Source organism: Kitasatospora sp. NPDC004669 (assembly GCF_040609455.1).
In the GTDB taxonomy this organism is placed as follows: Bacteria; Actinomycetota; Actinomycetes; order Streptomycetales; family Streptomycetaceae; genus Kitasatospora.
Genome location: NZ_JBEXKB010000103.1, coordinates 1 through 21812 on the forward strand (window position 1 = coordinate 1; position 21812 = coordinate 21812).

A 21812-nucleotide genomic window follows, 5' to 3' on the forward strand; every position below is an offset into this window, starting at 1 on the left:
CCACCCTCGGCCTGCTCGCCGACGGCCACACCGACGACGCCATCGCCAAGCGGCTCGGCGTATCACCACGCACCGCCCGCCGCATCGCCACCGACGGACCTGCGGCTGGCCGCCGAGGAGAACCCGGCCGTCGCCGAGATGCTCGCCGCCGTCCCGGCCGGCGCCGCCTGCATCGAGGACCTCATCCAGCGCGGACCGTCCGCGCCGATCTGGCATGCGCTCAGTGCCCGGGCGGGCGGGCGTGCGGGTGGACGGAGCCGTAGGCGACGGGGCGGGAACGGCGAAGGGGCGGCCCAAGCGCGGGCCGCCCCTTTCCATCGCTGTTCTGCCTTCCCGAGCGGCCGAAGCCGCTCCCGGCAAGGCCACGATCAGCCCATGGCCGTACCGTACCGCAACGGCGAGCGCAGGCAGGTGACTTACCGCCCGGCCCGACGGCGGAGCCAGCGGGCCAGCGCGACGCCGGTCACGGTCAGCCCCAGGTCTTGCAGGCGGGCTCGTGCCAGGTGGTGCGCACGACCATGCCGCCCGGGAAGATGTGCTCGCTGGACCAGGTCCGACAGCACCCGCCGCCCGGCCGTGCAAGAGCCGACGGCCGCGCGGCACGGACCGCAGTCGCGGGAGCGGGGATGGTCGGTGCGGACGAACGTCGGCGACGGCGGCGGGACCGGGTGGGAGTCGTCATGCCGAAGGCTCTGCCCGCCCAACCACAGCGCCGAACCCAGCCGCCACCCGAACGGACCACGCCGGGGCGAAACTCACCGCCCCTGACCTTCGCTGGGGACTTTCCGGCCAGGGCGACCGTGCCCGGGGCGGGCACACTCACCGGCGACCCCGGGGCGAAAACTCACCGCCCCGAGGCGAAACTCCACAGTGCAGGTCAGCGACCTATGCCGGGGGGTGAGTGTCCGGTCTCGGTGAGCCTGGCGAAGTCCTGGGCAAGGTGACGGCTGGCGCCATGCCGTCTCGGTGAAGTTGGCGAACGGTGACCCGTCGCAGCTGTGACCGAGCGCTCGATCGGGCCTGAACGGCCAACTCGGGCGCTCAACTGTGCAACATCCCGTGGGCTTCACTCAGCCCCGCTGAGTGTCCGAGGTCGTGGACCAGCAGCGCCCGCTGAGAGGTTCAGTGCGCAGGCGACGACCCAACCGGTGTTCCGGCCGGGTCTTCGCCTCTGCGGTTAAGAATGAGGGACGGTGACGTCCAGGGTGAGGACAGTCGATTCCGTTGCAGGCGATGGGGGGCAGTTGGACGTATGCGTTGGTGCCGTTGAAGCCGGTGGCCGTCGATGTGCCGGAGGCCCAGGGGCCGGGCTGGCAGCAGGTGGTGTTGTGGTAGCTGCCGCGGTTCTGGGCGAGCGCGGCCGAGGAGATCAGCTCGGTGGCCTGGTTGCCGGTGGTGTCGCCGAGGCGCCAGTATCCGGTGGGCTTGAACCGCAGATCAGCGGGTCGAGTGACCTACGAGGTCAAACAAAAAGCTCAGCCCGGTGCGGGAGCAGCTGCGGAACCGGGGTCGACTTCCCCGTCGCGTCCTTCGTGCCCCCCGAGTCCTGCGAGCGCTCCGGGTCCTTCGAGCTGGTGGATCAGGGTCTTGAGCGTCGCGATCTCATCGTGCAGGGCCTTCTTGCCTGCCTTGGTGAGCTGGATCCAGGTGCGGGCGCGTTTGCCCTCGTAGCCCTTGTCGATCCTGACCAGACCCGCCTTCTCCAGGACCCCGAGGTGCTGGGAGAGATTGCCGGCCGTGAGACCGAGCGTGCTGCGGAGGAACGTGAACTCCACCCGCCGGGCTTCCTTGGCCACCGCGAGGATGCCCAGGCGGACGCGTTGGTGCACGACGTCGTCGAGGCTGCTGGTGGGGTGTTCGGTCATGCGGCCGACCGCCCCTGGACCCGTCGCAGCAGGGCGAGGCCGACACCGCCGAGCAGCAGCACACCTCCCTCGAACAGGATGCGCGGGAAGCCCCACGGCGACGGGTCGGGAAGGCTGCCGGAACTGAGCATGACGCCCAGGTAGCCGCAGGTGATGGCGAGGAGCGGCCAGCTGCGCTCGATCCGGGCGAGCAGCAGCAGCGCCACGCCGATCGTACCGGCCGGGCTCACCACCGTGTTGAAGAACGGGGCGACGGGCGACGGTCCGTGGAGACCGGCGAGGAACCCCGGGTGCATGGCCGTCCACGCCACGTGGACGGTGATGAGCACGACCAGGACGACACCCAGCGCCAGGTACGGTCCGACCCGGGTACCCAGGCCGAGGCGGGCGGAACGACGCAGGTAGAACCAGCTGATCACGGCGTACGCGAGCACCAGCGCCACCGGCCAGTACCACATTGCCGGCGGCAGGTCCCCGGCGTGGTCGCCTTGGCCGTAGCGGATCACCGGTGCAGCGGCGAAGCGCACGGCGGCGAAGACGAGGAGGGCGAACCAGGCACCGCGCTGCTCACGACGGACGTGGTGGACCAGGGCCCGTTTCATTGCCAGGAGGTTGTGGGGGTCGCTTGGGGACGGAACAGGGTGAGTCGCCATGGGAACAAGGTTTGCATGACAAACCGATTGCGTCTAGAGATCTATTTGCGACGTGCTCATCGAGGACGAGCGAGTCGCCCGCAGCCCCAGCGTCGGAGCGGGCCACCTCAGGGCCGCGCCAGGCCCGACGCTCCCCGGCGTTCCACCACATCGGAACCGCCGCAAGGCCTGGATCGGCGGCAATCACCGCTTCCCACGGACGCTCGCTCACCCCAGGGGTGAGCTGAACCGCGCGCACCCACCCGCCGTAGTCCGCAGTAGAGCGGCGGCAGGCCACCCAAACATACGGAGAGCTCATGTCCCTGAACCCGAATCGCCGTGATCTCCTGAAGCTGGGTGGCGGCGCCCTCGCCGCCACCCTCGGCCTCACCGCAACAGCCACAGCAGCCGCAGCCGCCTCGTGGAACAGCGCCAACTGGATGGCCGGACTACCCAACGGCTTCAAGCTGACCCAGCTGACCATCCCCGGTACACACGACAGCTGCTGTACCGATCCGGTGAACGGCACCGAATGGTCCCATACCCAGAACCGGGGCGTCCCGCAGCAACTTGAGCGGGGCATCCGCTTCCTGGACATCCGCTGCCAAGGTTTCCCTCTGAGCAACCGTGAGAGGGTGTTTTGTGAGCCTTCGCCGGAGATCAGCTTGGGTTGGCCTCTGGGGTGGCCGGTGCCGGGTTGGTGAGGGTGAAGAGGCCGGGCTCGGGTTCGGTGAGGATGCCACGGCCGACCAGGCGTTTCAGCTTCGCGCGGGTGCCTTCGGTGTGCCGTGCCTCGGTGCCGAGGCCGAGGGCTCGGCAGACGTCCTTGGCACGGAGTCCTTCTCCCGCTGTCTCGATGGCCGCCAGGATCGCGCGGTATCCGGGAGGCAGCGCCTCGGGTGGCCCCGTGCCGTCCTCGGCGGCCAGTTCCAGGAGGGTCTCCCGGGTGATCTGCAGTCGCTTCAAGGTGTCTTCGGCGGCAGCGAGTTGTTCGGCGAGACGGGCGATCTGCTCACGTAGTTCGTCGGCTGTCTCGAGGACGAGCTGCTGCCGGGACTCGATCTTGTCCAGGAGTTCCCTCATCGACGCTCCCGCTGGTCACAGGTGCCGGACGCCAGGGTGGCGGGTCATGCCAGGTCGGGGTGGCGGCGCGGGTGAGGCGGCGGAGCATCACGTCGGTCATGGACCAGTGGATCACCGCCACCGAGCTGGCCGGCTTGGCCTCGTAGTCCCGTGCGAGCCTGCGGTGGAGCACGAGAGTGCCCAGCGTCTGCTCGACCACCCACCGTTTGGGCTCCGGTGCGAACCCTCGCGCGCCGGGCTCACGTTGAACGATCTCCACGTCGATGCCGAGGTGGGCGCCGTGCTCGACGACCGCGTTTCTTCGAAGGTAAAGGAAAAGCCGCGGCCCGACGGGCCGGATGATCGTGGAATCAGCGTTCGAGTTCCATGTGATCAGTCCGGCCGCATCAGCCCGCGCCTGGGAGAAGGTCCAGCGGAGCGCCGCTCACTGGTCCCGGTGGTTGGAGGTGAAGATGGCCAGCACCAGGGAGACCAGCCCCCAGATGGCCAAGACGAGGCAGGCACCCGTCACCGTCCACGGAAACCTCGCCGTCGTGGACTGCTCGAAGCCGATGCGCCCCCAGGCCTGAAGGATCGTCATGTGCAGGATGCTCACGGTGAGGTGCTTCTGGCTGTCCAGCAGCGAGGGGAGGATGAAGAAGAGCGCGATCGTGACCACGATGGTGAGCACGCTGTGCCGGATGACCGCGGCCAGCCCCATGCCCACGAGTGCGGACACCGGAGCGAGCACCGAGGAGGCGACGAGCATACGGATGACCCCGTGGTGCCCGAGGCCGGCGGAGGCGTGGTCACCGGACAGGATCGCCTGGGTCACACCGTAAGAAACCAGCACCAAGGCCACACCGAAAACGGTCGTGGCCACGGTGACCACCGCCACCTTCGCGGCCATCACCGAACGGCGGGCCGGGACGGCCGTGAAGGTCGTCCGGATCATGCCGCTGGTGTACTCACCGAGGACCGTGATGGCGCCGATGGCGCCGACACCGAGAATCAGCATCGTGGCGGCGCCGCTGGAGAACGAGTCGCCCACCGCCCCGAACATCCGGAAGTACTCCTGATGCGGCGCGTCGTACGTGGTGTAGTTCTGGGAGTCGCCGACGGCGCCGGCGATGGTGGTCGCGAGGACCGCCACGACGGTGGCGGCGAAGGCCCAGGGGGTCGAGCGCAGCGACCACAGCTTGATCCACTCGGCGGCGAACAGGTCGGCGAAGCGGGCCCTGGGCTCCAGGGGCGGCAGGTTCGGCACCGCGGTCATCTTCTTCGTCGTCGGCGCGGTCACTTGGTCTCTCCTGCGAGGTACTCGACGCTGTCGGCGGTCAGCTCCATGAACGCCTTCTCCAGCGAGCTGGTGTGATTGGTCAACTCGTTGAGCAGGATGCGGTGCTCGAAGGCGATCTCGGCGATCCGGTCCGAGTTGAGCCCGACCACCTTGAGCTGCCCGTCGGGCTCGCGCTCGACCGACGCGCCTGCGGCGGTCAGCAGCGGCGCCAGCGCCGCCGTGTCCGGCGTGCGGACCGACACGCTCCGGTCGGTCCCGCGGGCCGCGAACTCCGCCACGCTCTCCGCGGCGATCAGCTCACCGCGGCCCAGGACGATGAGCTGGTGAGCGGTGTGCTCCATCTCGGACATCAGGTGGCTGGAGACGAAGACTGTGCGCCCCTCGGCGGCCAGCCGGCGGAACAGGCCGCGCACCCAGTACACGCCTTCCGGGTCCAGGCCGTTGAGCGGCTCGTCGAAGAGCAGCACGGGCGGGTCCCCGAGGAGCGCGGTGGCGATGCCCAGGCGCTGGCGCATGCCGAGGGAGAAGCCACCGATCCGGCGGTTGGCCGCGTCCGCGAGGCCGACCTCGCGCAGCACCTCCTCCACCCGGCTGCTCGGGATCGCGTTGCTGCGGGCCAACGCCCGCAGGTGGGCCCGGGCGGTGCGCCCGCCGTGCACGTCGCCGGCGTCCAGCAGCGCGCCGACGTGCCGCATGCCGCGGGGCAGCGAGCGGAACGCGCGGCCGTCGATGGTGACGGACCCACTGGTGGGCGTGTGCAGGCCGAGGATCATCCGCAGGGTCGTGCTCTTCCCGGCTCCGTTGGGGCCGAGGAACCCGGTCACCTGACCGGGATTCACCGTGAAGCTCAGGTTGTTGACTGCCAGCTTCCTGCCGTAACGCTTCGTCAGCTCGTGTACTTCGATCATGCGACCCACCCTGCCGCCCGGGCCGTGTTCAGTACATCGAACCTGTGGTGACAGTCGTCCGGCCGGCCTGTCAGCCACGGTCGTACACCCGTGGTCCGATGCCCGGCCAGAACCGCCTGGCTACCATCGCCGTATGTACGCCACGATGACTCTCCCGCAGCTGAAACGCGTGCCACCGGGCGCCTGGACAGCCTTCACCTGGCTGGTGGTCACCATCTACCCCACCCTGCTCGTCGGGCGGGACGGAGCCACCGCCTGGTTCACCAGTATCGCCATGGGCGGGCACTCGGCGACGCACCGGGACTGGAACATGGTGACCGCGGCCGCGCTGGTGGCCCTGGCGGGCAGCGCGCTGCTGACACGCCGGCCGCTGGCCGGCCTCGCCCTGCTGATCATCGCCTCGGTAGGAGTGACCAACGGCTGGTCGGCCGGGTCGCAGTTCCCGCCCCTGCAGTTCCTCTCGGCGGACATCGCGCTCCTCGTGATCACGGCCACCCGCCCGCGGCGGACGGCGCACATCGCCGCGGCCATGCTGATCGGCGTGCTGGTCGGACACGTCGGCATGGTCCCCCGCACCGACACCACCGACGCCCAGGGTGCGGTGCTGCTGGCCGTCATCGCCTGGCTGATCGGTCGCTCGATGCACCAGTCCCGCGAGCACGCGGAGCAGCTCGGTGCCCAGGCCGCCGCCCGGGCGGTCACCGCCGAGCGGCTGCGGATCGCCCGCGAGCTGCACGACATGGTCGCGCACACCATGGGCATCGTCGCCCTGCAGGCCGGCGCGGCCCGCCGGGTCATCGACACCCAACCGGCCCGGGCCCGTGGTGCGTTGGGCGAGATCGAGACTGCAAGCCGGGAGACGCTGTCCGGGCTGCGCCGGATGCTCGGTGCCCTCCGGCAGCCCGAGGACGGTTCGGATGCCGAGCCGGCCCTGATGGAGCCCGGTCCCGGCCTGGCGAACGTCGACCGGCTCGCCTCGACCACGACGGCCGCCGGTGTCCGGGTCGACGTGCGGTGGAGCGGCGAGCAGCGGGCGCTTCCCCCGGAGATCGACATGTCGGCCTTCCGGATCATCCAGGAGGCGGTCACCAACGTGGTGCGGCACGCGGACGCCACGGCGTGCCAGGTGTCCATCGACTGCCAGGAGTCGGAGTTGACCATCGAGGTCCTCGACCGGGGCCACCGGCACCCGCACGGCAGGACCGCCGGGTCCGGATTCGGCCTGGTGGGCATGCGCGAGCGGGTCGACCTGCTGCACGGCGAGTTCTCCGCCGGGCCGCTTCCCGAGGGCGGCTTCCGTGTGGCCGCGCGTCTTCCCGTTCCCGAGGGGGTCCGGTGACGATCCGCGTGGTGCTGGTCGACGACCAGCCGCTGGTGCGTGCTGCCCTGCAGATGGTGATCGCCGACGCCCCCGACCTGGAGGTGGTCGGCGAGGCCGGTAACGGTGCCGAGGCGGTCGAGCTGACCGCCGCCCTGGAACCCGATGTCGTGGTGATGGACATCCGGATGCCCGGCATGGACGGCATCGAGGCCACCCGGCAGATCACCGCCGGCCCCGGAAAAACCCAGATCGTGGTGCTCACCACCTTCGACGACGACGACTACGTCTACGCCGCACTGCGAGCGGGCGCCTCCGGGTTCCTGGTCAAGGACATGGCGTTGGACGAGATCCTGGCCGCGGTGCGGGTGGTCGCCGCCGGCGAGGGCCTGATCGCCCCCAGCGTCACCCGGCGGCTGATCAAGGAGTTCGCCGGCCGCCCGTCGGCCAAGTCCTCCGCCAAGCCCCGGCGAACCGTCACCGGCATCACCGAGCGGGAGCGTGAGGTGCTCGTCCTGGTCGGCCAGGGGATGTCCAACACCGAACTCGCCGAACACCTGGTGATCAGTGTCGCCACCGCCAAGACCTACGTCACCCGGCTGCTGGCCAAGCTCGGCGCCCGGGACCGGGTCCAGTTGGTGATCATCGCCTACGAGGCCGGCCTGGTGACCCCATAGCCCCGGCGGGGTCCACGGGCCGGTGCGCCCGCGGTCCCCGCCCCACCGCCGACGGTCGGCCTCCGCGTCCGGTTCCACGGACTGCGGCGGCCGGCCGTCGGCGGTTCACGCCGCTGATCCGGTCAGTCCGACGTCGTCACCGGCCGCTCCGATCACGCATCGGCCGCAGGGCCGGCCGGGTCGACTTCTCGGTCCCGAGCAGCTCCGCGAGTGCGCTCACGGTCGGCACGTCGAACAGGGTTCGGAGCTGGACGTCGACGCTCAGCGCGGCACGGATCCGCGCGGCCAGTTCGACCTGCGTCAGGGTTCGGTGCGGCCGGTGGGCGGGCGCCCACGGCGCCTCGGTGCGCAGGTCGCGGCGTGACGCCGTTTGAGCAGGTCGCGGTGCCAGCGCAGGACCGTCTCCGGGCGGACCAGCGACACAAGACGCCGCAGCCTGTCGGTGGGAAGGTGGTGGAGCAGCCCGGCGAGGACCGCGCGGTCCGTGTCGGTGAAGGCGGGCTTGCCGACCCGGCACTGCAGGATGAGGAGTTGGTGCCTGAGCGCAAGGATCTCGATGTCCTTCTCCCAGCTGCCCATCGGCAGCAGGCACAGGAGCGTCAGCGTGTTGGTCGCCGCGAGGTAGGCCAGGCGCAGCAGCACAACAGATCATCATGCCGCTGATGCCCGTGTAGATGAAGGCCCTGGGCGAGCACGAGCATGGCCGCAGAACGGCGATCAAGACTGCGACCTGGGCAGATGATTTATCGGCACCCGCAGTGTCGATGGCGGGCATGACCTGCTACAAGCCCGGCGAGCGATCAAGACTGATCTACGCGATCCGCGAGTACCGGGGCCGCAAGAACGAACCCAAAGGCTTCGGATGGCTTGGTGAGGCCGGTGGCGTCGTCCGCGGTGCCGCCGACGAAGCCATGGTCGCCGGCCCAAGTGGTGGGCTGGGTTCCGCGGGGGTTGCCGAAGGGGTCGCTCGGGCGCCGGGTCTCAGTGAGCGTGGTGCCGTCGATGGCGAGGGTGCCGGTGCCGTGGTGGTCGGCGATCTGGTAGGTCGACTTGCCGCCCTGGCGGACCAGGGTGGTTCCGCCGGGGATCGGGTAGTAGCGGACGCCCGTGACGGTGTTCGCCGCTGTGTCGTAGACCAGTTCGTCGCCGCCGAAGGTGATGGTGGTCCCGGCCAGGAGCTCAGCGACCCACCGACGGACACCAGCGCAGGGCGCACTACGACGAACCAGACCAGAGCCAGGACCAGCAACCCGACCAGCAGCCCAGCGAGCAGCCTCCAGGGGCGCGACCAGGGCCCCGGAAGGACCGAGCGGGCCGTCAGAGCAGCGCCGTGCCACCACGGCCCGGCCGTCGGAACCAGGGGCCGGACAGCGTCCCCGCCCTACCCCACCCACGCGTCCGGCACCAGCCGGACGCCGGGAAGAGGCACAGCGCAGCGACCGCGCCGTGGGCGTCGCCGGCGCGGTGGGGGCGACGAGCACAGGGCAGGTCTGCCGCGCTCGGATCGCCCGTCATTCCGTGGCCGACACCACGGCGTTGACGCGGGCTGCCTGGGCGGCCCGGGCCGCGAGCGGGTTGATGTCGGCCCGGCGTGCCCGCTGCATCGCGGTCAGGTGGTGGACCACCACGATCGCGGCGATCGCTGCCACCAGCCGCAGGGCAGCCCCGCCGGCCTCCACCCAGAGGCCGGTCCGCAGGTGTTCGAGGTCGATGGAATCCATCAAGTCGACGTGGCGGGTCGTCATGGCGGCGACCCGGCCGATGACGAGGGAGCCGACGAAGGTCGACCACCACACGACGAGGACCGCCTCCGACGGCTGTCGGCGCCTTCCCTCGGCGTCCAGCGGCGCACTGGCCCGCCAGCAGTCCGCCATCAGCTGCCAGGGGATCCAGAGCTGGGCGATCGGGGTGAACCAGGCGCCGATGGTCCAGCCGCGTCCCATGCGGTGCCCGTTGGGTGCGAGCAGGTCGGCGTTCTTGCGGGTGCGGTGGAACCAGACGATGAAGACCACCACGGTGGCCAGCGCCAGGGGCGGGAGCAGCCCGTTGAGGGCGCGCGCCGCCGACTTCAGGAATTCGAAGTCCTCGGGTCCTACGTCATCCGACCCGTCCAGCACCCGGCCTGTGAGTACGTTCGCCCAGACGTCCACCGTGACCAGCACCGCCGCCATCACGGCGTTCAGCCCGAGCAGGACGGACACCGCCGTGGCGAGGCCGTTCGCCGGGTTCAGCGCCGCGGCCCAGCCGGGGGCCGCCTCCGCGCAGCCGAAGCACCGGCCGCTGTCCGTTCCCGCCGGACGCGTCCCGCACGCCAGACACACCATCGAATCGTCAACTCCTGGAATCACTGCGCGTGCTCGACAGGGCGCGCCGGTACGCCACCGCCCCGACCGGGACGGGCGGGCCGACTCTAGGCGATGCATGGCACCGGCTGCCAGCGGTTTTCGCAGGTCAGGGGCGGTATCGGCAGATACCCGACACATCCCCCGACGACGTCGACCAGGAGCAGCGCCCCAAGCGGCCGCCGTCGGCCCCAGGCAGGCGGGACATCGCGCCGCACCCACCGGTGATCTGTGACAGCGAAGTTGGGACGGGTCGGTCTCTACAACACGGCAACGCATGAGCTCAGATCGGCGGCCAGGAAGACCAGGCGCGAGTCTTCGGCGATATCCACTCGCCCCAAGGCGACTGGGGTGTCACCCGCGCGCCGGAGATTGGGCAATCCCTGTTCGAAGTCCTTGCAGGTGACGATGCCGTCCTCCGCCATGTGTTGGGCCCGCCATGCCCAGGTGTTCAGAAACCGGCTGGCTGACACAGTTGATTCGGCCCACACCCGGAACGACGCCCCAGCACGCAGGGCCAGGGCAACATGACTCGCGGCATCGGTCTCATGCCGTTCGAGGACGGCAATTACTGAGGTTTTCGTGCGGTTGTCGGGTAGTGACAGGTAGTGATCCCTGCGGTATGCCGGAGGTATGCGGCACGCGCAGGGTGGGGGCCTGACCGCTGAGCGGCAGGCGTTTCGTGAACAGGTGCGGCTCGAGGCCGCTGCCCGGTTCGAGGCGGGCGAGAAGACCTCGGCGATCGCCCGTGACCTGCGGGTCAGCGAGCGGTCGGTGGAGCGCTGGCGACGGTCCTGGCGTGAGGGAGGCCCCGAGGCCCTGTGCTCGTCCGGTCCTGCGAGTGTGCCGAAGCTGTCGGCGGCCCGGTTCGCCGAGCTGGAAGAGGAGTTGGGCAAGGGTCCTGGCGCGCACGGGTTCGAGGACCAGTGTTGGACCCGGGGCCGGGTCCAGGCGGTGATCGGCCGCCGGTTCCGGATACGGCTGTCGATCGCAACCGTGTGGCGGCTGCTGAAGCGGAACGGCTGGTCCTGGCAAGCCCCGGCCCGCCGGACGCTCACCGGTCGACCGGGGCAAACAGGGCCTCAAACGTTCGGGGATGACAGACGGTTACGGCATCCCGCTGGGCCGCGTCCTGGCCGGAGCGAACTGCCATGACTCGCCGCTGCTCGCCCCGACCCTGGATCTTCTGGACGGCTTAAGCCTGCTGCCTGACGTCATCACCGTGCACCTGGACGCCGGCTACGACTCGGGCAAGACCCGCACGGCCCTCGACGAACGGGGACTGCGCGGCCGGATCGCGCACAAGGGCGAGAAAGCTCCCGTCCAGGCCACCGGGCGCTGGCACGTAGAGCGCACCCACGCCTGGCAGAACGCCTTCCACCGTCTCGCGCGCTGCTACGAACGCCGGATCGACGTCATCAACGCCTTCTTCGACCTCACGGATGCCGTCATCACCGTGCGTAGCCTCATTCGCCGCGCCTGGACCACCCACCGCTGGGACGACCGCCCCACCCGGCGACCATGACCCCCCACCCATCTGCGCGAGTTCTCACCAGCTCCAGCGAAGCACCAAAGGAGAACGGGCTGTATCCCTTGAACTACCAGAGCCCTGGCGGCCGTCGGCGGCGGTCGGTTACGGCATTGTCGCGAATGCCTCCCGATGGTCGCGTGCCCACTGCTCAAACGTGCCCGCCGGCCGGCCGAGCACCCGCGGCACGTGGTCGGTGACGTAGGCCGCACCGCCGGCGCGCGCCCAGCCGATGCCAGTGACCATCCCGGCCGGCAGCTGGTCGAGCGCATTCGTGTCGGTGATCCTGACTGGCCGTTCCAGCACGCCCTCCAGGATCGCCGCCTGGTCTGCGGACGTCAGCAGCTCCGGCCCGGTCAGGTCGTACCGCTGTCCGTCGTGCGCATCGCTGGTCATGGCGGCGACGGCGACCGCGGCCACGTCCCTCGGGTCGACGATGGCCTGCCGGGAGTCGCCGGCCAGGTTCGGGATCGGTTCTCCGGCCTGGATCAGGGCCCGGTACCGCAAGAGGTTCGAGGCGAAGCTCGGCGGGCGAAGCATCGTCCACACGAGCCCGCTGGCCTCGATCGCCTCCTCCGCGGCGACGTGCCACGCGCCGACGGTCGCCCCGTCGAACCGCTCGCCGCTGCCGATGGCGGACAACTTGACGATCTTACGGACGCCTGCCGCCCGCGCGGCCGTGACCAGGGCGATGTCGTGGTCCGCGGTTGGTACGGGGGGCACGGTTACGAGGAAGACCGTGTCGACGTCGGCCACTGCGCGCGCCAGCGACGCCGGGTCGTCGAAGTCGGCCCGCACCCCGCCGGGCCGCTCGCGGCGGGACATCGCCCGGAACGGTAGGCCCCGCTCAGTGAGCAGGCGGACGACGTGACTACCGATGGTGCCGGTGGCACCGGTAACAAGGATCATGTCCCGACGATGACAGCGCTCTCACACCTCGTGATAGGAAGTTTCGGCACTATCGTGGGCCGCGTGAGTTCTCTCGTCGTGCCGCCTGCCCTTCTGCGGTGGGTGGCCGGGATCGATATAGCTACGGCGGCCGGTTCGGCGGCGGTCGATGTGCCCGACCACGCCACCACACTTCTCGTGCGCACTGACAAGCGCGAGCTGATCGTCATGGGCCCCCGCACCCGGGCCGCCTATCACGTCGCCGCGCCCGGCCACTCGTGCGTGCGGGTTCGTATGCGGCCGGGTCGTGCCCAAGCCCTGCTCGGACGTTCGCTGAATGGTCTCGCCGACGGTGCCCTGCCGCTCCGCGAACTACCGGGCCTGGACATCGACCAGCTCGCCGCCGACCCGGTCACCGCTCTCGAAAAAGCATTGGCCGACCGCCCGGCGCCGTCGGAGCGGCTCGAAGAGGCGGCACGTCTTCTGGTCGGCACCACTGTCACCGCGACCGCGGCCCGGTTGCACATCAGTGAGCGCCGCCTACACGCCCTGTTCACCGACGCCACCGGCTTGTCCCCCAAGCACTTCGCACGCATTGACCGCGTTCGCACCGTGCTCGCGGCCGATGTGGGCCGATGGGCCGACATCGCCGCGACGGCCGGCTACTACGACCAGTCCCACATGACGGCCGAGTTCCGCCACTTCATGGGTGTCCCACCGGCCGCGTTCACCGCCGGTCGGCGCCCCGCCGCGACTTTGTGCACTGCCTGAGTTCCAAGACACGGCACAAAGAAGCAGGTCAGCGTCTTGTTTCGGTCCCGTGGAGTCAGCAGCCCGGTCAGGTACTCGCGGAAGCCGCGCCGCTGGGCGAGAGAGACCAGCAGGTCGTCGAACCGGGCTGCATACTCCTCCAGCGGACCCGGCGCGGGTGGACACGGACGCCGTGCGGTCATCAGGAACCCCCTGCGGCCTGCGAAAATCCCAACGTCAGACGTATCGCTGACCTGATGTACCGTCAAACCTTCTTACTCGCCGGTGCAACAAACCACCGGTACTCACACGTGGCAGTGCAGGCCGACCAGGAGGGTGTCGCCCGGGAGGTCGACGAGGTACCGGTCGATGTGCTGCTGACCGTCGGGCAGCTCGGGCCGGTGCGGACAGTCATCCCGGTGGCGGCAGGCACCGTGCGCGACCGGTCCGCCGTCCCCGTACCACCAGCCGCCCAGCGAGAGCACGTTGTGTCGGGGCAGGGCCCAGGCCGCCCGGCCTTCGACGAACCGTTCCCGGGTTTCCTGTCCGACCTGGACGACCGGGTCGGTGAGGAAGAGGAAGTTCGAGGAGTACCGCGCGGTGGAGAGCGCGGCCCGGTGTTCTTCGTAGGCTCGCAGCAGGGGCTGGGACCAGTAGTCCGCCGCGGCCTGTTCGCGGGAGTAGGCTCAGCCCTCGGTCACATGGCGGCCGTAGTAGACGTCATAGGGCTGGGCGGCGGGCAGCTCGGCCACCAGCTGGTGCCAGTGCAGCCAGACCGCGTCCGCCAGTTGCCGGGCCTCCTCGGTGGAGGCCCCGAAGTCCAGCAGCTCGCGCGGCCCGCCGGCGCACCAGCCGAAGTCGTTGACCGGCGGCTCGACGTAGCCTCCCCAGCGGCTGGGGTGAGGAGCGACCAGCCGGAGGTCCGTCTCATAGCCGGGCAGCACGTTGAACGCGCGGCTGACGATCCTCCAGGAGTCCCAGATGCGGTTCTCCTCCCAGCCCGGGGCATCCAAGTAGAAGGGCTCCATCGCCTCGGCGACCGCCTCCTCAACCCGCTCGGCCGCTTCCGCCGGGAGACACAGGGTGATGTTCATACCTGCCACCGCGGCATCAGACCACCGCGTGATCGGCGTCGGCAACCGAGATTCTCCGCCCGGCGGTGTGCGGCGGGCCGCGGTCGGTGATGCGGCGGGGGCTCAGTTGTGGGTGGCAGGTGAAGGATGGAGGATCTGGAGCTGCTGCTGGACGCCGGTGATCTGCTTTCGGACAGTCCCCTGCTTTCGATCCTTGGCCGGGCATGGTGCCCAAGAGCGGTCTGATGCACTACGGTCTTCAGGCCGCTGACCTCGCGCTTCACGAGCGGGCGTGTCCGCGTCTTGATCAAACAAATGGAGAGTGCTGCTGACCTGCAACGATGGGACTTGTCGAGGGTCCTGTCAGATGCAAGGAAAGAAGCACTCTCCAGGTGAACAAGGGTATCGGGTCGTATCCACGTGTCCGCGTCCGGGACGACGGCGGCGGGGTGATCTCGCAGGCCGGTGGGGTCCTGCTGGTGGAGACGGTCCGCAAGGCCGGACTGGACAAGGCGATGTCGGCGGCGTTGACGCCGTGGCGCAGGCCGCGGGCGGTGCACGATCCGGGGAAAGTCCTGCTGGACCTCGCTCTGGCGGTGGCACTGGACGGGGACTGCCTGTCAGATGTGGCGATGCTGCGGGCCGAGCCCGCGATGTTCGCACTGGTGGCCTCCGATCCCACGGTCTGTCCGCCGGCTCTGCCGGGAGGCGCGCCGGGGTGCGGGTGGCAGTCCGAGGCGGCGAAGGCCTCGGCGGACGGTGGCAGCGGCGACCCGATGGCCGAGCCGTCGAAGCTCGCCTTGGATTCTGACGTAGCCCCGGGTCGGGTTGTCCGTGGCCAGGCGCCGGATGCGTGCGACGAGTTCGTCGGGCAGCGGTGGCCGACCGGGCCTGGCCGGTGGCCGTCGCCACTTCCAGCGGACCAGGCACCGATGCCAGGCCGGCAGCGTGCCCGGGGTGACGAGCCGGCGGCGGCGCAGCGTGGTCGGTGGCTTTCGGGCGAGTGCGGAGAGTACCGTACGGTCGGCCCTCGACATCCGTGGTCGCTCGATCTGGCGGCGGAGCAAGGCGACCTCGTGACGCGGGACGAGGATCTCGGCGCTTCTCGCAGCTGACGAGCGCCCCAGTAGTGTCAGCCGGTCCAATCACCCGGCAGAAGATCAAGTACAGCAGTCGCAGACCCACGAACCGCGATCACGCCCGCGAGGCGGCCGCTTGCAAAGCCGCTGCTCAGCCACCGTACGGCAGTAAAGACACCCTTCAGGTGGAAGCGGCCGCCGCCAACCCGTCACTGCCACTGGCATCGATGCTGGAACTGGTGCCCTGACCGGCCGGGTCGCCGCCCGGCGGTTTCCAGCGGTCGTCGGTGGGGGCGGGGGGGGTCAGTCGGGTGGCAGGGTGAGGGTGGCGAGGGCGCCGCCGGTGGGATGGTTGGTGAAGGTGAGGGTGGCACCGATGACGCGGGTGTGGCCGGTGGCGATGGTGAGGCCGAGGCCGTGGCCGCGGCCGCGTTCGGGGGCGTTCGTGCGGAAGCGCTGGGGGCCGCGGTGGAGCAGGTCGTCGGGGTAGCCGGGGCCGTGGTCGCGGACGGTGATGCGGTGGCCGTCGACGCGGAGCCGGACCGGGCCGGCGCCGTGGCGGTGGGCGTTGAGGATCAGGTTGCCGAGGATGCGGTCCAGGCGGCGCAGGTCGGTGCGGACCTCCTGGTCGGCGGCGATCTCGATGTCGACGTCGAGGCCGGTGAGGGTGACGGTGCGGCGCACCGCGCGTTCCAGGGGGACGGCGGAGAGGTCGGGGGACTCGGCGTTCGCGTCCAGGCGGGAGACCTCCAGGAGGTCCTCGACCAAGCCGCGCAGCGCCTGGACCCGGTTCTGCACCAGCTGAGTGGGGCGGCCGGGCGGCAGCAGCTCGGCGGCGGTGACCAGACCGGTGAGCGGGGTGCGCAGTTCGTGGGCGACGTCGGCGGTGAAGCGCTGCTCGTCCTCCAGCCGGCGGTGCAGGGTGCGGGACATCAGGTCGACGGCGGCGGCGAGGTCGGCCACTTCGTCCCGGCCGTCGACGAGTTCGCCGATCCGGGTGTCGGTGCCGCCGGCCGCGATGCCCCGGGCGGCGGTGGCCGCGGTGCGCAGCCGGCGGCTGATCCGGTCGGCGACCAGCACACCGGCCAGCACGGTGGTGAAGACCGCGGCGACGACGGTGATCAGGATGATCCGGTCCAGGTCGGCGATCGCCCGGCGGTCCTGGGTGAAGTCCACCCGGGCGGAGAGCACCCCGGTCTGGACCGGGGCGGCCGCCCACATCGACTCGCCGTGCTGGTCGGTGGCGAGCAGTGAGCCCTGTCGGCCGCCGGCGGCGAGGTCGCGCAGCCGGGTGGGCAGGGCCGGGTCGTCCAGGGCGATGCCGCGGCCGGCCACCTCGCCGTTGCGCCCGTAGCCGGCCAGGGCCGAGTCGAGGGCGGTGAGTGCGGAGGAGCGGGCCTGGTCGACGTGCTGACGGATCATCGCCTGGTGGACCAGCAGGCCGACGGCCACCGCGACTAGGACGGAGATGGCGGCGACGGCGGTGGCGATCTGGCGGCGCAGGGTCATGCCGGGCGCCGCAGCTTGTAGCCGAACCCGCGGACGGTCTCGATCCGGCCGGAGCCGATCTTGGCGCGCAGCCGCTGCACGTGGACGTCCACCACCCGGGTGTCGGCGCCCCACTCGTAGTCCCAGACGCGTTCGAGCAGGGTGGTGCGCTCCAGCACGATGCCGGGTGCGGCGGTGAACTCCAACAGCAGCCGCAGTTCGGTGGGGGTGAGCGGGACGAGCCGGCCGTCCACCCGCACCTCCATGCTGTCGGTGTCCACCTGTAGGCCGTCGAAGCTGCGCAGCGTGGTGGGGGTGATGGGAACGGTGGCGGGCACCTCGACGGCAGGGTCGTCAACCGGGGCGTCGGCGGAGGCGGCGACCGTCGGCACCACCCGGATCCGACGAAGCACCGTACGGATCCGGGCGACCAGGACGGCGCTCTCGAAGGGCTTGACCACGTAGTCGTCCGCGCCCGCCTCCAGACCTGACACCACGTCCACCGGGTCGGTGCGGGCCGACATCATCAGGATCGGCAGCTGGCTCTCCTCACGGATCCGGCGGCAGAGGCCGACCCCGTCGAGCAGCGGGAGCATGACGTCCAGCAGGAGCAGGTCGGGGCGGACGGCGTGGAAGGCCTCCAGCCCCTCCAAGCCGTCGGCGGCGGTGGTGACCGGGAAGCCGTAGCGCTCCAGTGCCATCCGGGTGGCTTCCCGGATCACCTCGTCGTCCTCGACGATCAGGATGTGCGGCTGGGCGGGGGTGGCTGCGGGGGTCATCGCTTCGCTTCCGGGAACACGGCGGGGGCGGAGGCCTGGGGGGTCGGTCGGACGGGCCGGGGGGACGGGACGGCCGCGCCCTCGCCGGGCGGCAGTTTGGGGACGGGGTTGGCCGGGGCAGGGGTGATTGGGGTGGGGGTGGTGGGGGTGGCGGTCGGCGGGCCGGTGCCCGCGTCATCGGGCAGCAGGCCGGTGCCGTCCACCCGCCGCTCCTTCAGGGCCAGCCTGACGCCGTCCCACTGGTAGTGGCTGCTGGTCCGGGTGAAGACGGTGGTCGGCTCGTACAGCCACAGGTCGGAGCCGACGGTCGCGGCGCTGAACCCGCTCCGGACCTCCGCCCGTAGGATCGGCAGGACACGGTCGTCGGCGAGGGTGTAGACGTGCACCACGACCAGTCCGGGGGTGGCGACGGCGGTGATCAGCGAGCGCCGTCCGTCGCCGGTGAGTTCGCGGAACTCGGGCGCGCGCACCTCGCACCCGGCGCAGGAGTCGAGCGCGCGGTGCTCCTCCGCGCTCAGCGCCGGGTCCTTGGTGAGGACGCTGCGGACGTCGACCGTGGTGAGGTCGTGCCCGGGGACGGTCAGGTCGGGCAACGGCTGCGGCGGCGCCTGGGTGGCGGAGCTGGCCGTCGGCGTGGTCGGCGGCGGCGAGGCGGCCAGGGCGGGCCAGAGCGGCTCGGCCACCGCCGTCGGGGTGACGGGCTTGAGCGGGCCGTTGTCCCGCAGGCCGCCGGGGTCGGACCGGTCGAGGGCCAGGGCGGCGAGGGCGATCAGGACGGCCAAGACGGCGACGGCGGCCAGCGGTACGGCGCGGCGGCGCAGCGGGGTCGGTGGTGCCACGGTCGGTGCTCGTCCTCCTGGTCTGCGGCTGGGTGCCGGTTCGTCGGCCCCGTGGCCGTCCTGGTCGCTTCCTGACCTCGTCGCCTTTCGCCCCTCGTCCCGGGTGGTAGGTCGTGCAAACGGCGTTCGGCGGTTCCGCCCGGGCTCGAGCCCGGAACGGGCCCGGGCATGAACCGGGCCCAAGCATGAACCGGGTCAGGCCGGATCCGCCAGGACGATGATGTTGTCCGTCCAGTGGCCGTCCGAGCCGATCCGCCCGCCGCAGGTGATCAGCCGGAGCGCGGGCGTGGGGGTGTCGCCGTAGACGGTCTCGGTGGGGAAGTGGTCCTTGGCGGCCTGGAGCAGGGCGCGGACCTTGAAGTCCGCGCTGCCGCCGTCCGCGCGTCGGATGTGGATCAGCTCGCCCGGGCGCAGTTCCGGCAGCCGTTGGAAGACCGCCGGGCCGTACTTGGTGTCGAGGTGCCCGATCAGGACGGCGGGGCCGGTCTCGCCCGGGGTGGGGCCGTTGCGGTACCAGCCGACCTCGTCGGCCCGGTCGGCCGACGGCACCTGGACCGTGCCGTCGGAGTTCAGGCCGAGGCCGGTCACCGGGGCGTCCACGCCGACCGACGGGATCAGCAGCCGGGTGGGCGGCGAGGAGGCCAGCGGCCGAGCGGCGGCACTGGGCGCGCCGACGGACGCGGCCGGCGCGGTGGGCGTCGTCGGGGCGGGCGCGGTGTCGTGGGCGGAGGCCTCGATCCGTACCACCGGGGTGTCCCGGCCGGACAGCGCGAGCGAGGTTCCGAGCACCAGGCAGAGCAGACCGGCGGCACCGAAGACCGTACGGCTCAGGATGCTCGGGCCGAGCCGGGCGGCGCGCCGCCGCCCACGACGGCCGGTGCCCCAGCCGTGACCGCCCGCGTCCCCTCGGTCGGTCCCTGTCGCCGAGGGCGCCCCGGCGCCGCTTCCCTGCCTGGCCAGGTGCGGAGGAAGGGCGCCGGGGTGCCCGGCGGGCTCGGGACCGGTGTCAGCCGCGCGCACCGGAGCGGCGGCGCAGGACGGCGAAGCCCAGCGCGCCGGCGCCGACGGCCGCCACGGCGCCGCCGCCCGCCAGCATCAGACCGTTGCCGTCGGTCGCGGCGGAGCCGTCCCCGGCTTGGGCGGCGCCCTTCGGTACCTCACGGACCTGCGGCTGGGCGCCGCCGGGGGAGCGCTCCGGGGCGGGCGGCGCGGAGGTGACCTCCGCGGCCGCGGCCTTCGGCGTCGGCTGGGCGGGGGCGGCGGTCGCGACGGGGCCCGAGCCGGGCTTGGCGGGGGCGACGGTGGCCGCGGCCCCGTGCGCCGGGGCGGGGGTGGCGCCCGGCGTGGCGACGGCCGACTTCGGGCTCCCGTCGGCCCAGGCCTGCCCGCCGGTGACGGCGGACAGCAGTGCGGCCCCGGTCAGCGCGCAGACCGCCAGCGTGCGACGGGCGGGCGAGCGGTCGGTGCGGGTCCTGCTCATACGGTGGGTCTCCTTCGGTCTCTCTCGCGGGCGCCCCCGGCCGGTGCGGCCGGTGCGTCGTCAGTGACGGTAGGAGCGCCGTGTCGCGGTCCCCGCCCGGTCGCGTCACGGCTGCCCATCGGCTGCGTAACAGTCCTCGCGACACCCGCAGCACACGGCGGAACACACGCTGAGCACCCGCGCCCGCCCGTCCGTATCCCCGGGTGTGGGGAGCAATCGAGGGGAATGTCAGGCCTGTACGAACCCGGGCACTCCAGCCGGTCCGGGCCGGCCTTCTCCCGCAGCTCCGGCGTCGAACCCTCCTGGCTGGCTTCGTTCACGGGTCGTGAAGTCAGTTGGTCACGGGTTTGGGAGCCGCCCGGATCCACGGTCGGGTGGTGCTCACGAGTTTTGACCTCACCGGGGTACTTGAAGGGGCCGTCCCATCCCGCCCCGGCGTCGGGCAGGTCAGGAGTATGCCCCGCGGCTGCAGGCGGCCTCGGCGCACCGCCGGGTGACCCGGCGCGGCGGGCCCCGCACCGTGGTGGTGGACGGCGCCGGGGTGACCGTCACCGACCGGTGCGGCAGCCAGACCCGGGCGTGGGCGACGCTGTCGGGCTTCGTGGAGACGGAGCACCTGTTCGTGGTGCTCAACCGCAGCGGCTCCTGCCTGCTCATCCTGGCCAAGCGCGGGACGGCGGACCCCGACGCGCTGCGCGCCCTGCTCGCCCGGCACGCGGCCCCGGTCGGCCGTCCGGCGCCCGCGGGCCCGGCCCCGGAGGTCCGGGCCTGATGGAACCCGGGCCCGGGCCCAAGGCCTGAGGCCCCGGCTCGGAACCTCGGCCCCGGGGACCTCAGCCCTGGAACGGCCCCTCGTCCACGAAGGTCCGCAGCAGCCCGGCGAAGACCTCGGCGTCGGCGGCCGGCCAGGAGGCGAGGGAGTCCTCGATGCGGGCCGCCAGGCGGTCCCGGGTGGCCCGCACCGCGTCGTGCCCGGAGCCGGTGAGGACGAGCAGGGTGGCGCGCCGGTCGGCGGGGTCGGCCTCGCGGCGCAGCAGGCCCGCCTCCTCCAGCCGGTCGGCGCGGCGGGTCACGGTGGTGCGGTCCAGTCCGATCTCGCGGCCGAGGTCGGCGGCGCTGCACGCGCCGGTGCGGGCCAGGCCGCTCAGGACGGGGTAGGTGAGCTCGTCGACGGCTCCCCCCAGACCGTCGGTCAGCTGCACGTGGAGCCCGGTGCGGGTGCTGCGCCGCAGCAGCAGTCCCAGGGCCTCGGCGATCTGGTGTCCGGTCGGATTCGTCACCCCCTCAGATTAGCGTGCGCCGAGCACGCTTTTCGTGTAGCGTGAGATGCGTGCTTGAGGCACGCATCTCGATCCGTACCAACCCCTTCCGGAGGAATCCCGTGCGCCACACCGACATCGCCACCGCCCTCGACGACCTGCTCCTCACCCCGGGCCTGGACCTCCACGAGGCCGTCGACCGCCACTTCGCCCCCGACTACCGCCAGCGCACCGACGGCCGCTGGGACGACCGCGAGCAGTTCCTGGCCCACATCGCCCACCTGCGCACGGTCGTGGCCGACGGCTCGGTCGAGGTCCACGAGGAACTCGTCAACGGCCACCGCTACGCCGACCGCCACACCATGACCATCACCAAGACCGACGGCTCCACCGTCCGCATGGAGGTCTACCTCTTCGCCGAGTTCGCCCCCGACGGCCGCTTCCGCCGGATCGAGGAGACCACCCTCCTGCTGGAGGGCGCCGACCACGACCGCAACCTCGGCAGCGCCCGCTGAACACCCCGCGGGGGCGGGCCGCCACCGGCC

26 protein-coding genes and 4 pseudogenes are annotated in these 21812 nt (G+C 71.5%); 10 read left to right on the top strand and 20 right to left on the bottom strand.

Annotated elements, in window-relative coordinates:
• Positions 1-95: pseudogene (locus tag ABZW30_RS42545) on the top strand (helix-turn-helix domain-containing protein); the annotation flags it as partial.
• A gap of 1380 nt (positions 96-1475) precedes the next feature.
• On the opposite strand, the gene ABZW30_RS42550 reads toward ABZW30_RS42545, so the two are convergent.
• Together ABZW30_RS42550 and ABZW30_RS42555 are read right to left on the bottom strand one after the other, a co-directional pair.
• Positions 1476-1865 carry a transcriptional regulator gene (locus ABZW30_RS42550; RefSeq protein ID WP_355676686.1) on the bottom strand — a complete coding sequence of 130 codons (390 nt, stop codon included), beginning with the start codon at positions 1863-1865 and terminating at the stop codon, positions 1476-1478.
• Entirely contained in the window at positions 1862-2467 is a 606-nt protein-coding gene (locus tag ABZW30_RS42555) for a hypothetical protein (RefSeq protein WP_355676687.1), read from the bottom strand. Before ABZW30_RS42555 ends, ABZW30_RS42550 begins: the two co-directional genes overlap by 4 nt.
• Before the next feature lie 347 nt (positions 2468-2814).
• Between ABZW30_RS42555 and ABZW30_RS42560 the strand changes: the two genes are divergently transcribed.
• Positions 2815-3201, top strand: a complete 387-nt coding sequence (locus ABZW30_RS42560; RefSeq protein ID WP_355676688.1) for a hypothetical protein — start codon at positions 2815-2817, stop codon at positions 3199-3201.
• On the opposite strand, the gene ABZW30_RS42565 is transcribed toward ABZW30_RS42560, so the two are convergent.
• The 4 genes and pseudogenes from ABZW30_RS42565 to ABZW30_RS42580 form a co-directional block, all read right to left on the bottom strand.
• Positions 3158-3580 carry a hypothetical protein gene (locus ABZW30_RS42565; RefSeq protein WP_355676689.1) on the bottom strand — a complete coding sequence of 141 codons (423 nt, stop codon included), beginning with the start codon at positions 3578-3580 and terminating at the stop codon, positions 3158-3160. The genes ABZW30_RS42560 and ABZW30_RS42565 overlap by 44 nt on opposite strands.
• A 49-nt stretch (positions 3581-3629) precedes the next feature.
• Positions 3630-3881: pseudogene (locus tag ABZW30_RS42570) on the bottom strand (IS5/IS1182 family transposase); the annotation flags it as partial.
• Positions 3882-4004: 123 nt separating this feature from the next.
• The gene (locus ABZW30_RS42575; protein ID WP_355676690.1) at positions 4005-4859 is read right to left on the bottom strand and encodes an ABC transporter permease; all 855 of its coding nucleotides are present in this window, start codon (positions 4857-4859) and stop codon (positions 4005-4007) included.
• Positions 4856-5767 (bottom strand): ATP-binding cassette domain-containing protein, encoded by a 912-nt coding sequence (locus ABZW30_RS42580; RefSeq protein WP_355676691.1) that lies wholly within the window; start codon positions 5765-5767, stop codon positions 4856-4858. Before ABZW30_RS42580 ends, ABZW30_RS42575 begins: the two co-directional genes overlap by 4 nt.
• A 133-nt stretch (positions 5768-5900) precedes the next feature.
• Here ABZW30_RS42580 and ABZW30_RS42585 point away from each other — a divergent pair, with 133 nt between their 5' ends.
• Together ABZW30_RS42585 and ABZW30_RS42590 are read left to right on the top strand one after the other, a co-directional pair.
• Entirely contained in the window at positions 5901-7106 is a 1206-nt protein-coding gene (locus ABZW30_RS42585; protein ID WP_355676692.1) for a sensor histidine kinase, read from the top strand.
• On the top strand, positions 7103-7762 hold the full coding sequence (locus ABZW30_RS42590) for a response regulator transcription factor (RefSeq protein ID WP_355676693.1): 660 nt from the start codon (positions 7103-7105) through the stop codon (positions 7760-7762). Before ABZW30_RS42585 ends, ABZW30_RS42590 begins: the two co-directional genes overlap by 4 nt.
• Positions 7763-7898: 136 nt before the next feature.
• Here the strand turns inward: ABZW30_RS42590 and ABZW30_RS42595 are convergent, their stop codons facing one another.
• The 4 genes from ABZW30_RS42595 to ABZW30_RS42610 form a co-directional block, all read right to left on the bottom strand.
• The gene (locus tag ABZW30_RS42595) at positions 7899-8153 is read right to left on the bottom strand and encodes an acyl carrier protein (RefSeq protein WP_355676708.1); all 255 of its coding nucleotides are present in this window, start codon (positions 8151-8153) and stop codon (positions 7899-7901) included.
• On the bottom strand, positions 8063-8404 hold the full coding sequence (locus ABZW30_RS42600) for a hypothetical protein (RefSeq protein WP_355676711.1): 342 nt from the start codon (positions 8402-8404) through the stop codon (positions 8063-8065). The genes ABZW30_RS42595 and ABZW30_RS42600 overlap by 91 nt, the downstream gene beginning before the upstream one ends.
• Before the next feature lie 158 nt (positions 8405-8562).
• Complete coding sequence (locus tag ABZW30_RS42605; RefSeq protein WP_355676694.1) at positions 8563-9102, bottom strand: hypothetical protein; 540 nt, start codon at positions 9100-9102, stop codon at positions 8563-8565.
• A gap of 171 nt (positions 9103-9273) precedes the next feature.
• A complete protein-coding gene (locus tag ABZW30_RS42610; RefSeq protein WP_355676695.1) occupies positions 9274-10086 on the bottom strand; it encodes a DUF4328 domain-containing protein in 813 nt (270 codons plus the stop codon).
• 651 nt (positions 10087-10737) lie between these two features.
• Between ABZW30_RS42610 and ABZW30_RS42615 the strand changes: the two genes are divergently transcribed.
• Complete coding sequence (locus ABZW30_RS42615) at positions 10738-11259, top strand: winged helix-turn-helix domain-containing protein (protein WP_355676696.1); 522 nt, start codon at positions 10738-10740, stop codon at positions 11257-11259.
• Positions 11150-11629 (top strand): annotated as a pseudogene (locus ABZW30_RS42620) (transposase); the annotation flags it as partial. The gene ABZW30_RS42615 and the pseudogene ABZW30_RS42620, both read left to right, overlap by 110 nt.
• A 108-nt stretch (positions 11630-11737) precedes the next feature.
• Here ABZW30_RS42620 and ABZW30_RS42625 read toward each other — a convergent pair.
• Positions 11738-12541: an NAD(P)H-binding protein gene (locus ABZW30_RS42625; protein ID WP_355676697.1), complete on the bottom strand. Its 804-nt coding sequence runs from the start codon at positions 12539-12541 to the stop codon at positions 11738-11740.
• Here ABZW30_RS42625 and ABZW30_RS42630 point away from each other — a divergent pair.
• On the top strand, positions 12500-13291 hold the full coding sequence (locus ABZW30_RS42630; protein ID WP_355676698.1) for an AraC family transcriptional regulator: 792 nt from the start codon (positions 12500-12502) through the stop codon (positions 13289-13291). The genes ABZW30_RS42625 and ABZW30_RS42630 overlap by 42 nt on opposite strands.
• 284 nt (positions 13292-13575) lie before the next feature.
• Here the strand turns inward: ABZW30_RS42630 and ABZW30_RS42635 are convergent, their stop codons facing one another.
• Positions 13576-13755: a hypothetical protein gene (locus ABZW30_RS42635; RefSeq protein ID WP_355676699.1), complete on the bottom strand. Its 180-nt coding sequence runs from the start codon at positions 13753-13755 to the stop codon at positions 13576-13578.
• Positions 13756-13956: 201 nt separating this feature from the next.
• Positions 13957-14364: a hypothetical protein gene (locus ABZW30_RS42640; protein ID WP_355676700.1), complete on the bottom strand. Its 408-nt coding sequence runs from the start codon at positions 14362-14364 to the stop codon at positions 13957-13959.
• Between the two features lie 371 nt (positions 14365-14735).
• Between ABZW30_RS42640 and ABZW30_RS42645 the strand changes: the two are divergent.
• A pseudogene (locus tag ABZW30_RS42645) lies at positions 14736-15029 on the top strand (transposase); the annotation flags it as partial.
• On the opposite strand, the gene ABZW30_RS42650 reads toward ABZW30_RS42645, so the two are convergent.
• The 6 genes from ABZW30_RS42650 to ABZW30_RS42675 form a co-directional block, all read right to left on the bottom strand.
• Positions 14964-15380, bottom strand: coding sequence for an IS3 family transposase (locus tag ABZW30_RS42650; RefSeq protein ID WP_355676709.1), 417 nt, complete (start codon positions 15378-15380; stop codon positions 14964-14966). The pseudogene ABZW30_RS42645 and the gene ABZW30_RS42650 overlap by 66 nt on opposite strands.
• A 345-nt stretch (positions 15381-15725) precedes the next feature.
• Positions 15726-16931, bottom strand: a complete 1206-nt coding sequence (locus ABZW30_RS42655) for a HAMP domain-containing sensor histidine kinase (protein ID WP_355676701.1) — start codon at positions 16929-16931, stop codon at positions 15726-15728.
• A complete protein-coding gene (gene cseB, locus ABZW30_RS42660; RefSeq protein WP_355676702.1) occupies positions 16928-17689 on the bottom strand; it encodes a two-component system response regulator CseB in 762 nt (253 codons plus the stop codon). The genes ABZW30_RS42655 and cseB overlap by 4 nt, the downstream gene beginning before the upstream one ends.
• Positions 17686-18528 carry a hypothetical protein gene (locus ABZW30_RS42665; protein WP_355676703.1) on the bottom strand — a complete coding sequence of 281 codons (843 nt, stop codon included), beginning with the start codon at positions 18526-18528 and terminating at the stop codon, positions 17686-17688. Before ABZW30_RS42665 ends, cseB begins: the two co-directional genes overlap by 4 nt.
• A gap of 195 nt (positions 18529-18723) precedes the next feature.
• On the bottom strand, positions 18724-19548 hold the full coding sequence (locus ABZW30_RS42670; RefSeq protein ID WP_355676704.1) for a class F sortase: 825 nt from the start codon (positions 19546-19548) through the stop codon (positions 18724-18726).
• Positions 19535-20008 (bottom strand): hypothetical protein, encoded by a 474-nt coding sequence (locus ABZW30_RS42675; RefSeq protein WP_355676705.1) that lies wholly within the window; start codon positions 20006-20008, stop codon positions 19535-19537. The genes ABZW30_RS42670 and ABZW30_RS42675 overlap by 14 nt, the downstream gene beginning before the upstream one ends.
• A 493-nt stretch (positions 20009-20501) precedes the next feature.
• On the opposite strand from ABZW30_RS42675, the gene ABZW30_RS42680 reads away from it, so the two are divergent.
• Positions 20502-20780 carry a YcxB family protein gene (locus ABZW30_RS42680; protein ID WP_355676706.1) on the top strand — a complete coding sequence of 93 codons (279 nt, stop codon included), beginning with the start codon at positions 20502-20504 and terminating at the stop codon, positions 20778-20780.
• Positions 20781-20841: 61 nt separating this feature from the next.
• Here the strand turns inward: ABZW30_RS42680 and ABZW30_RS42685 are convergent, their stop codons facing one another.
• The gene (locus tag ABZW30_RS42685; protein ID WP_355676707.1) at positions 20842-21288 is read right to left on the bottom strand and encodes a MarR family transcriptional regulator; all 447 of its coding nucleotides are present in this window, start codon (positions 21286-21288) and stop codon (positions 20842-20844) included.
• A gap of 101 nt (positions 21289-21389) precedes the next feature.
• Between ABZW30_RS42685 and ABZW30_RS42690 the strand changes: the two genes are divergently transcribed.
• On the top strand, positions 21390-21782 hold the full coding sequence (locus ABZW30_RS42690) for a nuclear transport factor 2 family protein (protein WP_355676710.1): 393 nt from the start codon (positions 21390-21392) through the stop codon (positions 21780-21782).
• The last annotated feature ends 30 nt before the right edge of the window (positions 21783-21812 follow it).